The organism is Nonomuraea cypriaca, from assembly GCF_015645445.1.
GTDB lineage: Bacteria > Actinomycetota > Actinomycetes > Streptosporangiales > Streptosporangiaceae > Nonomuraea > Nonomuraea cypriaca.
The window spans coordinates 40,267-51,013 of the sequence record NZ_JADOGI010000054.1 but is presented as its reverse complement, the minus strand read 5'-3'; the positions used below and the strand labels follow the sequence as shown (position 1 = coordinate 51,013).

Below are 10,747 nucleotides of genomic sequence, written 5' to 3'. Positions count from 1 at the left end.
GGGCGCGTCTGACGGTGCTCTTTTCGGTGCGTCTGGCCGTCCCCGGCCGGCCCACGAGGCCGATAAGGGCCCGGCCCAAGCACACGCGAAGAAACCCGGCCAAGAAGGCGCGTCGTCACGGCGAGCACCCCGTGAGCCTTCACAACCGGCCATGACAGCCGGAAACCGGCGTCGGCGAGTGCGGTCAGGTCGGCCCGCCGTAACAGATAGAGATGAAACCCCCGAAGCGCACCAAAAGACGCAGCAAACGTAGGATGGCAACATGCTGGTGCCGGGGTACGGCGGGGGCACGTTGGCGGATCTGCCGAATGCGCTGTTGTCCGCGCTGGGCGTGGACGAGCCCGGCACGATGCCCGAAGCACCCAACGCGCTGGCCATCGAGCCCGCGGATCGCGTGTGCCTGTTCCTCGTCGACGGCATGGGCGCCGACCTGCTGCGGGCCCACGCGGAGACGGCCCCGTTCCTGTCCGGGCTGGCGGGCAGGACGCTCACCGCCGGCTTCCCCGCCACGACCGTGACGAGCCTGTGCTCGCTGGGTACGGGCCTGACACCGGGCGAGCACGGCATGCTCGGCCTCATGCTGGCCGTCCCGGGCACCGGGCACCTGTTCAACTGCCTGCGCTGGACGTTGCCCGACGGCCTGGTGATGGACCCGGCCGAGTGGCAGCCCGCGGCCACCGTCTACCAGCGGGCCGCCAGGGCGGGGATCGAGCCGGTTTACGTCGCGCCCGCCGAGTTCCAGGGCACCGGCCTGACGGAGGCCGTCTATCGCGGAGTGCGCTACGTGCCCGCCGACACCCTGGACGACCGCGTGGCCCGCGTACACGAGGCGATGCGTGAGCGCCCCGCGCACGTCACCGTCTACTACGGCGACCTCGACGCGGCCGGGCACATGACGGGCTGGGGCAGCGAGGAGTGGCTGCGGCAACTCGCCGTCGTCGACGACATGGCCCGGCGGCTCGCCGAGGGCCTGCCGCCCGGTTCCGCCCTCTTCATCACCGCCGACCACGGCATGGTCAACGCCACCGAGAAGCTCGACGCCGAGCGGGTCCCGGCGCTGACCGAAGGGGTGGCGCTGCTCGGCGGCGAGGCCAGGGCACGGCACGTCTACGCTGAGCGCGGCGCCGCGAAGCGGGTGCTGGAGGCGTGGCGCGAGACCCTGGACGGCAAGGCGTGGGTGGTGTCCAGGCAGGAGGCGGTCGAGTCCGGCTGGTTCGGGCCGCGAGTGCGCGACGCGTGGCTGGAGCGCATCGGCGACGTCGTCGCCGTCCCCTTCACCGACCTGGCCATCACCACCCCGACGAACCACCCGGTCGAGGCCCTGTTCACCGGCTACCACGGTTCGATGACACCGGCCGAGCAACACGTCCCTCTTCTGGAGGTACGCACGTGACAAGCTCGGGGGTACGCGCGTGACAAGTCCTGGGGGCATGCACATGAAAGGCCTGTTGATCAGCCCGGACGGCCTCGCCGCACTCGACGGTGCGACGGTGCTCGACATACGGTGGCGGCTGGGCGGGCCGCCCGGGGTGGGCCTCTATCGCGAGGGCCACATTCCCGGGGCCGTCTTCTGCGACGTCGACGCCGATCTCGCCGCCCCGCCAGGCGCGGGCGGGCGCCACCCGCTACCCGGCGCCGACGCGTTCCAGCGGGCGATGCGCCGTCTCGGAGTGTCCGATGGCCGCCCCGTGGTGGTCTACGACGACGCCGGGTCCACCGTCGCCGCCCGTGCCTGGTGGGCGCTGCGTTACTTCGGCCACCAGGACGTCCGCGTGCTCGACGGCGGCCTGCCCGCGTGGATCGCGGCGGGCCTGCCGATCATCAAGGAGGAGCCCGGCGTCGCGGAGGGCGACTTCACCGCGAGGCCCGGTGGGATGCCGATGCTGACCGCGGACGAGGCGGCGGTGCTCGCCACCGACGGGGTGCTGCTGGACGCCAGGGCAGCGGAACGCTACCGGGGCGAGGTCGAGCCGGTCGATCCCGTGGCCGGGCATGTTCCCGGGGCGGTCAGCGCGCCCACCACGGAGAACGTCGGCCCCGACGGCAGGTTCCTCGACTCTGCCGCGCTCCGGGCCAGGTTCGCCGGGCTCGGCGTCGGCGAGGGCGTGCCGGCGGGCGCCTACTGCGGCTCCGGCGTCACGGCCGCCCACGAGGTGCTCGCGATGGAGCTGGCGGGCCTGCCGGCCGCTCTCTACGTGGGCTCCTGGTCCAACTGGGTCGCCGACCCGGCCAGACCCGTGGCCACCGGCTGACCCCCGACCAAGCCCCGCCCATCCTCAACGATCCTGGTGAAGCAGGCGCGGCCGGGCTCAGTAAAGCGCTCGCCCGCCATCGCCGAAGCAGGTGAACTCGAGCACCCCGGTCTTGGCCGAGGCGCTCGCCAGTGCCGCGTCCGGCGGCTGCCCCGCCGCCACGAGTTCGTGGAACAGGCTCATCACCAGCCGGGCCGCCTCGTCGTCCACCGGCAGCATCCCCGCGACGACGCAGGACGACCCCTTGGCGAGGAACGTTCCCGGCAGCCCCAGCGGCGCCCCTTCGGCCGGCGTGCGCGACATGCCGGAGTTGCACGCGGACAGCACCACCAGCGCCGCCGTCCGCGACACCTCCAGCAGGTCGTACGCCATCAGCGCTCCGTCCTCCAGTGTGATCCCCGACACCAGCGGGCTGCGCGCGTGGAACACCCCGTGCGCCGCCAGATGCAGCACGTCCGCGGTCGTCAGCGCCTCCAGTACGGCCCTGATCCGCCCCGGCACCTCGCGGCCTCTCGGATGGCAGCCCAGTACGTGCGCCACCTCGGCGTGCGCGTGGGCGAGCGCGGGCCCGGCCGCCGCCACCACCACCGGCGGCCCGCCCGCCCGCGCGGCCCAGAGCGAACGGGCCCGCACCCAGGCCGCCGCGCTGGCGGCCACGCTCAACGGACGTTCGCGCAGGCACGGCAGCGCCCCCCACGGCAACGTGTGGAGCGGTCCCACCGGCACCACCACCAGCGGACGATCGCCGAGCTCGGCCGCCAGGGGCCGCAACAGCAGCCGTTCGGCCTCGACCGCCGCGGCCTCCACGTCACCCGCCTCGCCCGGCCTGCGCAGCGTGTAACGCAGCCGGATGACCGCCTCCTTGACCGCCTGCATGTCGGCGAGCCGCCTCAGCACCACGCGCTCATCGGTGACCAGCACCGCCAGCAGCGCACCCGCGTCGGCCATGTACGACACCAGCGCACCCCGCCCCAGCTCGGCCCGCACCTGTTCGGGGCCGACCGGCGCGCCCGCGTGCGCCGGAGCCGTGACCGCCCGCCACCGCTCCGCCCACTCGAAGACCTCCTCCACGCCCCCGTCACGCACCGCGAGCCCCAGCCCGAACGAGGCCAGCCGCTCACCCGACCTGGCCGCGTGCGCCCGCAGCGACGGATCGTCGAACGCCTCCACCCGCTCGCTCACCTCAGCCAGCCCGTCGCGCACCGCATGGAAGGCCCCGGTCATGTCCTCCTGCAGGGAAGCCTCCAGTGCGAGCGCGTGCTGGCGCACCGGCGCCGGGATCTGCGACGCCCGCGCCAACTGCCTGGACTGCGGCTCGGAGGCCAGCCGGGTCAGCCGGGTGCCGGCGGGCAACCACTGCTCGTCACGCCCGTCACGCCTGGCGTGCCGGGTGAGCTTGGCGAGCTGCGCGGAGGCCGTCGGATGGTCGTCGACGGCGAGCGCCGCCTCGGCCGCCACCAGGCGCAGGGCGGCCGCCCCCGCGAGGTTCGCGAACCCGTCCTCCAGCGCGTCCGCGCAATCGACCAACTCGGCGACGAGGGCGGGCGTGGTCGGTTCGAGCGCCAGCCGGGCGCGCAGCACGACCTCCCTGGCCAGCGGCAGCCACGACGCCCGGTCCTGGGCGGCCAGCTCGGCCGCCGCCTGCTCGGCCACCTGCCGCGCCCGGTGCGGGTCGCCGGTCAGCAGCTCCACCTGGGCGAGCTTCAGCCGTGCCTCGGCCAGCGCCACGTGCGCCCCCGACGCTTCGAGATCGGGTACGGCCAGGCTGAGCATCGCCCTGGCCTCGCCGGGAAGATGGGCCGCCAGCAGGGCGCCGGCGAAGTCGGCGCGCATCGTGGCCAGCCGCTCCGGGAAGCCGAACAGGGTGTCCTCGGCCTCGCGGTAGTGCTTGAACGCCTGCGCGATGTCGCCGCGGCGTACTGCGAGGAAGGGGAGGTTGGCGGCGGACAGGCGGGCCAGGTGCGGCAGCCCCGCCTGCTGGGAGATTTCCAGGCAGGACGTGAGGTCGCGCATGGCCGCGTCCCAGTCGCCGCGGTAGGAGTGGCAGAGCCCGCGGTTGAGCAGGCCGCCGGCCAGGAACCTGCGGTCGTCGACGGTGCCAGGCGCCTGAACCAAGGCGCGCAGCGCCCGGTCGCACGAGGCGATCGCCTCCTGGTGGCGGCCGAGATGGGCCAGCGCCACCGCGCGCTGGGTGTCGAGCTTGGCACGGTCCAGCGGTGCCAGGTAGACCCACGCCAGGGCCGCCAGGCGCAGGGCCTGCAGGGGGTGACCACGCTCGGTGCGTACGGTGACGAGCGACAGCCGCGCCTGGGCCACCCGCTCAGGCGGCGCCCCGGGGGTACTGATGGCTTCGCGGAGGTGGTGTTCGGCGCTCGGAAGGTCGCCGAGTTCGCGCGCGGCCAGCGCCATCGCGCGCAGGGCCACGACCGCGGCGTCGGGAGAGCCGGCGTGGCGGGCCGCCTCGAGCACGACCCGGCTCGCGTGCATGGCGTGGTCTGGGTCGATCAGCGAACGCGTCATGGCGGCCTCGGCCGCCGCGATGAGCGAGTCGAGGCCGTGTGGTGAGTCCGGGGTTGCGCTCATGAAGGACCTTGATGGTTGCGCTCATGACGGGGCCTGTGTCGCGAACGGCCGGGAGAGGGCGTGGCTCTCCCAGCTGTTCGTGACGAGTCGGGGTCAGGGACGGATGCGCACCCACCTGGTCTGCACGGGTGCGTAACCGGGCCGGTGGCACACCACGCTGAGCCAGCCTGGGGGCAGGCCGGTGGCGATGAAATGGCCGTTGTGGGCAATGCGTCTGGTAAGCGTCAGGTGGGGGGTTCTCACATCGACGAGTGCGCCCTCTCCTGGGTAGGGGAAAACGTGTCCTGCGACGTCGATCAACCCGTCGCCCACCGTCACCTCCAGGTCGAAGGTGAGGCCGGCTGCTACGAAACGCACCAGGTGGGAGCCGTCGTCACCACGCGAGCCGGAACCCGCGCGGATCGCGGGGCACTCGGCCGGGGCGGCGGTGACCGCCCCAGGGACCCGGAGCCCGTAGACGTCACGTGCGGCAGCGGACACGTGACCGGGGATCGGGTCCGTCCCGGCGGCGAGCCGGAGAGCCGCCAGGAAGTATTCGTCATTGATCATTGCGCCGTCTCCTGTGTCGAGATCAGAGTGCGCAGTTTCTCCAGGCAGCGGGCCCGGGTCGGGCTGACGCTGCCCACCGGTAGTCCGAGCCGCATCGCCACCTGCCGACTTCCAAGATCATTTGCGACCAGCTGGAGTAGTGTGCGGCAGGGTTCGTGCAGGTCGGAGACTGTCTTCCAGAGCAGGTTCCGGCCGTCGGTCTCGAGGACGGCGGACACCGGGTCGGGATCTTCGACAACCTCGAAGGAGGACACTCCGGGAAGCTCCTTCCGCAGGAGCAGGAGGGCTTCGCGGCGCACGGTCGTCATGAGCCAGCCCCCCACCCCCGACGGATCCCTGATGCTGTGGAGATGCTGGAGCAGGCGCAGCCAGGAGCCCTGGACCGCGTCCGCGGCGTCCGAGGAGCCGAGGCCGCAGGCGCGGGCCACGGCCCACATGCGCGGCCCGAACCTGGACTCCAGCTCGTCCCAGGCCGATCGGTCGCCGTCGGCCGCGGCTTCGAGCAGCTCCGCCGGATCGCGAGGATCTCGCACGCGGCCTCCTTCCGTCCGGCACGGAGAGGCGATCATGCCTCGACGTGATTGACCGGGGACTGAGCGTAAACTCTACAGACTCGCCGGGAAGAGAACTCCCAGATCGCGAATTTCCCGGGCGCCGTCACCCTCGAGGAGCCGGCCGGCCGCCTCCTTCGCCGGCTCGTCCCTGGCCGCGTCGGCGATGGCCCCGGCCACCAGCGCCGCGGCGAACGACGTGCCGCTCCACGCCGCGTAGCCGGCGAAGTCGCCCGCGTCGAGGAAACTGCTGGCCAGCCAGTCGCCGCGGGCGCAGGCGTCGACCCAGGTGCCGTAGCCCGAGTAGGGCGCCCGGTGCTGCTCCGTGGCGTCCAGGGCCGCCACGCCCACGGCGCACGCCAGCGCGGCGGGCCAGAACGGCCGGTCGGAGCCGGTGTTGCCGGCGCAGGCCACCGTCACCGTCTCGGTCAGCGCGCCGAGGGCGTCGGACAGCAGGGGCGGTGGCCGGTCGTCGAACGTGTGGCCGCCGAAGGACAGGTTGAGCACCTGCGGCGGCCGCTCCAGCATGCGGTGGAGCGCGCGTACGACGGTGGCCTCGTCGGTGAGGCCGTCGCCGTCGAGCACCCGGCACACCTGCAGCGCCGCGCCCGGCGCCCGGCGGGTCAGCAGGCCCGCGATGAACGTGCCGTGCCCGGCCTGGGCGCCCTCCGGCGCGTCGGAGCTCTCCGGGCCGAGCCGTCCGTACCAGTCGCTGCCCGTCCACCAGGGGTGTTTCGCCACGCCGGTGTCGAGCAGCCCCACCACCACGTCCGAGCGGGACCTGCTCTTCTTGAACGGGATCGGCGGGGTGGGGAACGGTCTGGACGCGGGGCCGCCGAAGAACAGGGGCTGGCCGCGGAGCACGTGGTTCGGCGACGCGCGCAGGCCCTGGTCGCGAAGTTCGGCGGTGATCTCGCAGGGGTCGGCGCCGGGCGCCAGGTGGATGACGCACACGCCGTCCGCCTCGGATACGGCCTGCGTCCAGCGTGCCGCGGCGGACAGGGCCGACCGGTCGGTGAGTACCTGACCTGGCCGGATGAACGCCGCGCCGACAGATTGGATGTCCATGAGCCGGTATCTTTCCCGGCTGGCGGAGCTGTCACATGCGACACACGCACCAACTTGGTATGGCCCCCCACTGGTGCCGGATGGCGACCGACGGTAGTCTCTCCCCTAGTCACTTGTGATCATCCCGGGGCGAGGCCGTTGGGGAAGGCGCACCTCGTACCGAAACGGGAGGTCCGGTGTCTGCTCGTGGCGTCCTTTACGTCCACTCGGCTCAGCCCGCGCTGTGCCCTCATATCGAATGGGCAGTCGCGGGTGTCCTTGGCGTGCCCGTAGATCTGACGTGGACTCCGCAACCCGCCGCGCCCAACGTCGTGCGGTCGCAGGCGGAGTGGGAGGGTCGCGCGGGCATCGCGGCGGCCATCGCCTCGTCGCTCATGGGCTGGCAGCGCCTCAGATTCGAGATCACCGAGGACGCCTCACCAGGAGTGGACGGGTCCCGGCACTGTTACACGCCGACGCTCGGCGCCTTCACGGCGGTCATCGGCGCCGCGGGTGACATCATGATCCCCGAGGATCGGCTCAGGACCGCGATGATGATGGCCGCCCAGGGCCGGTGCGTGCTGGAGGACGAGCTGGACAAGATGCTCGGCCGGCCGTGGGACGAGGAGCTGGAGCCGTTCAGGTACGCCGGCGACGGCGCGCCGGTCCGCTGGCTCCACGCCGCCGTCTGACCCCCTCACCGGGCGCCACCTCCCCCTCCGGCCGTCGGCCAGGAACGCGACAGGCCCCGCACCGAAGGTTCGGTGCGGGGCCTCCGCAGAAGTACTTGTGGGAAACCTACAGCGGGATGTTGCCGTGAGCACCCCTGGCCGGCGTGGCCTGGGCGAGCACCTTGGCGATCGCGCCGCGCGTCTCCTGGGGCTCGATCACCTCGTCGATGACGCCGAGCTCCCGCGCCCTGGACAGCCCGCCGGCGAGCTTCTTGTGCTCCTCCGCCAGCCGCTGCTCCAGCTCGGCCCGCTCCTCCTCGGGCGCGGCCGCCAGCTCGCGCCGCTTGAGAATGCGCACCGCGGCCACCGGGCCCATCACCGCGACCTCGGTCGTGGGCCAGGCGAACACCTTGGTGGCGCCCAGCGCACGGGAGTTCATCGCGATGTAGGCCCCGCCGTACGCCTTCCGCGTGACCAGTGTGATCCGCGGCACCGACGCCTCGGCGAAGGCGTGCAGCAGCTTGGCCCCGCGCCGGACTACGCCGTCGTGCTCCTGCCCCACGCCCGGCAGGTAACCCGGCACATCCACCAGGACGACCAGCGGAACGCCGAAGGCATCACACATGCGTACGAACCGAGCGGCCTTCTCGGCGGACGTGGCGTCGAGGCAGCCGCCGAGCCGCATCGGGTTGTTGGCGATCACACCGACCGTCCGGCCACCGAGGCGGCCGAGCGACGTGACGACGTTGGGCGCCCACTTCGGGTGCAGCTCGACGCCCGGCTCGTCCAGCAGGTCGTTGACCAGCGGCTTCACGTCGTAGGCACGGCGCGCGGACTCGGGCAGCAACGTGGAGAAGTCGACTTCCCCGATTTCTCCCACGCGCACCCGGCCCTGGTGGCCGAGGAGCGTGGCGAGCTGGCGCGCCTTGACGTAGGCGTCGGTCTCGCTCTTGGTGACGATGTGCACGACGCCGCTGCGCTTGCTGTGCGGCTCGGGGCCGCCGAGGGCGGCGCTGTCGACGTCTTCCCCGGTGACGCTGCGGACCACGTCGGGGCCCGTGACGAAGATGCGGCCGGAGTCGGCCAGGATGACCAGGTCGGTCAGGGCGGGACCGTACGCGGCGCCGCCGGCGGCGGGGCCGACGACCACGGAGATCTGCGGCACGACGCCGGACGCCTTGGTCATGGCGGCGAAGACCCGGCCGACGGCGTGCAGCGACTCGACGCCTTCGGCGAGTCGCGCACCGCCGGAGTGCCAGATCCCGATGACCGGCACCCGTTCGCGGACGGCCACGTCGTAGGCGTGGACGATGTGCTCGCAACCTTCGCCGCCCATCGCGCCGCCCTGGAAGCGGGCGTCACTGCAGAAGGCGACGACCGGGACGCCTTCGACGCGGCCCATGGCGGCCAGAACGCCGCTCTTGTCCTCAGGAGTGATCAGCCGCGGTGAGCCCTCGTCGAGCAGCGCGGTGAGGCGGACGACTGGATCGCGGGGATCAGCGGGCTCCTCATCGGAGCCGGGCGTCACCACCCGGTTGTCGAGCACGGTCATTCAAGCCCCTTTGAAGACGACGGTCACGTTGTGGCCGCCGAACCCGAACGAGTTGTTGACCGCGGCGATGTCGCCTTCGGGCAACGCGCGGTTCGCGCCGTGGACGAGGTCGACCTCGATGCCGTCGTCGACGTTGTCGAGGTTGATCGTGGCGGGGACGATGCGCTCCTGGAGCGCCTTGATCGTGAAGACGGACTCGATGCCGCCCGCGCCGCCGAGCAGGTGCCCGGTCATCGACTTGGTGGAGGTGACCAGCGGGTGGGTGCCGATGGCCTTGGCCACCGCCTGCACCTCGCCGACGTCCCCCGCGGGGGTGGAGGTGGCGTGCGCGTTGACGTGCTTGACGTCGTGGCCCGTGATGCCGGCGTTGTTGAGCGCCTGCGTCATCGCCATGATGATGCCCCGGCCCTCGGGCTCGGGCTGGGTGATGTGGTGGGCGTCGGCGGAGTAGCCGGCGCCCGCGCAGTAGGCGTAGATCCGCGCGCCGCGCGCCCTGGCGTGCTCCTCTGACTCGAGCACGATGATGCCCGCGCCCTCGCCGAGCACGAAGCCGTCGCGGTCGCGGTCCCAGGGCCTGGACGCGCCCGCCGGGTCGTCGTTGCGGGTGGACATGGCCCGCGCGGCGGCGAAGGCGGCCATGTTGAGCCCGTGGATGGCGGCCTCGGTGCCGCCGGCGACCACCATGTCGGCGCGGCCGACCCTGATCATGTCCATCGCGTAGCCGATGGCCTCGGCGCCGGACGCGCACGCCGACACCGTGGCGTGCACGCCCGCCTGGGCGCCCAGGTCGAGGCCGATCCAGGCGGCCGGGCCGTTGGGCATGAGCATCGGCACCGTGAAGGGCGACAACCGGTTCCAGCCGCGCTCCCTGTAGGTGTCGTAGGCGGAGAGCGTGGTGTTGATGCCGCCGATGCCGCTGGAGACCACGACGCCGAGCCGCTCGGGCGCCACCTCGGGGGCGCCCGCGTCCTGCCAGGCCTCCCTGGCGGCGACCAGCGCGAACTGCTCGCTGCGGTCGAGGCGCCTGGCCTCCGGCCGCGGCAGCACCTCGGTCGGGTCGACCGCGGCCGTCCCCGCGAAGTGCACGGGGACGGTGTCGATCCAATCCGTGGTAAGGGTCTCCACACCCGACTGACCGGCGAGGAGCGCCGTCCAGGTCGAGGTGACGTCTCCACCGACGGGCGTCGTCGCGCCAAGCCCGGTGACGACGACACGTACCCGGTTCGCACTCACGTTTTCGCGCTCCTTACTGGTCAGGATGAGGTTTTCAGGCCTGGATGTAGTTGAGGACGTCCTTGACCGTCTTCAGGTTCTTGAGCTGGTCGTCGGGGATCTCGACGCCGAACTCGTCCTGGGCGGCCACGGCGATCTCGACCATGGACAGGGAGTCGATGTCGAGGTCGTCCACGAAGCTCTTCTCGGGAGTCACCTCGGCCACCGGAATGCCGGTGATCTCGTTGATGATCTTGCCGAGGCCCTCGAGGAGGTCCTGCTCGGTGGCAGCCATTCGCTATTTCTCCTTTGGTTTTCCTGGTTCTGCAC

At 72.3% G+C, this 10,747-nt stretch carries 10 protein-coding genes; 3 read left to right on the top strand and 7 right to left on the bottom strand.

Annotated features, from left to right (window positions below):
* The first annotated feature begins 262 nt into the window (after positions 1-262).
* Positions 263-1,393 (top strand): alkaline phosphatase family protein, encoded by a 1,131-nt coding sequence (locus ITP53_RS19555; RefSeq protein ID WP_195896851.1) that lies wholly within the window; start codon positions 263-265, stop codon positions 1,391-1,393.
* 43 nt (positions 1,394-1,436) lie between these two features.
* Positions 1,437-2,252 (top strand): sulfurtransferase, encoded by an 816-nt coding sequence (locus ITP53_RS19550; protein ID WP_195896850.1) that lies wholly within the window; start codon positions 1,437-1,439, stop codon positions 2,250-2,252.
* Between the two features lie 57 nt (positions 2,253-2,309).
* Here the strand turns inward: ITP53_RS19550 and ITP53_RS19545 are convergent, their stop codons facing one another.
* From ITP53_RS19545 to ITP53_RS19530, 4 genes are all read right to left on the bottom strand, one after another.
* Positions 2,310-4,835: a CHAT domain-containing protein gene (locus ITP53_RS19545; RefSeq protein WP_195896849.1), complete on the bottom strand. Its 2,526-nt coding sequence runs from the start codon at positions 4,833-4,835 to the stop codon at positions 2,310-2,312.
* Positions 4,836-4,928: 93 nt separating this feature from the next.
* Positions 4,929-5,384 (bottom strand): hypothetical protein, encoded by a 456-nt coding sequence (locus tag ITP53_RS19540; protein ID WP_195896848.1) that lies wholly within the window; start codon positions 5,382-5,384, stop codon positions 4,929-4,931.
* Entirely contained in the window at positions 5,381-5,917 is a 537-nt protein-coding gene (locus tag ITP53_RS19535; RefSeq protein ID WP_328815080.1) for an RNA polymerase sigma factor, read from the bottom strand. The genes ITP53_RS19540 and ITP53_RS19535 overlap by 4 nt, the downstream gene beginning before the upstream one ends.
* Before the next feature lie 72 nt (positions 5,918-5,989).
* Positions 5,990-7,003 (bottom strand): S8 family peptidase, encoded by a 1,014-nt coding sequence (locus ITP53_RS19530; RefSeq protein ID WP_195896846.1) that lies wholly within the window; start codon positions 7,001-7,003, stop codon positions 5,990-5,992.
* A 176-nt stretch (positions 7,004-7,179) separates the two neighbouring features.
* On the opposite strand from ITP53_RS19530, the gene ITP53_RS19525 reads away from it, so the two are divergent.
* Positions 7,180-7,674: a DUF3145 domain-containing protein gene (locus ITP53_RS19525; protein WP_195896845.1), complete on the top strand. Its 495-nt coding sequence runs from the start codon at positions 7,180-7,182 to the stop codon at positions 7,672-7,674.
* A 106-nt stretch (positions 7,675-7,780) separates the two neighbouring features.
* Here ITP53_RS19525 and ITP53_RS19520 read toward each other — a convergent pair whose 3' ends face one another.
* The 3 genes from ITP53_RS19520 to ITP53_RS19510 are packed head-to-tail and all read right to left on the bottom strand — an operon-like array spanning position 7,781 to position 10,712.
* Positions 7,781-9,205, bottom strand: a complete 1,425-nt coding sequence (locus tag ITP53_RS19520) for an acyl-CoA carboxylase subunit beta (RefSeq protein WP_195896844.1) — start codon at positions 9,203-9,205, stop codon at positions 7,781-7,783.
* Complete coding sequence (gene fabF, locus ITP53_RS19515; RefSeq protein ID WP_195896843.1) at positions 9,206-10,438, bottom strand: beta-ketoacyl-ACP synthase II; 1,233 nt, start codon at positions 10,436-10,438, stop codon at positions 9,206-9,208. It abuts the gene before it with no gap.
* A gap of 34 nt (positions 10,439-10,472) precedes the next feature.
* Positions 10,473-10,712, bottom strand: a complete 240-nt coding sequence (locus ITP53_RS19510; RefSeq protein WP_195896842.1) for an acyl carrier protein — start codon at positions 10,710-10,712, stop codon at positions 10,473-10,475.
* Positions 10,713-10,747 lie beyond the last annotated feature (35 nt).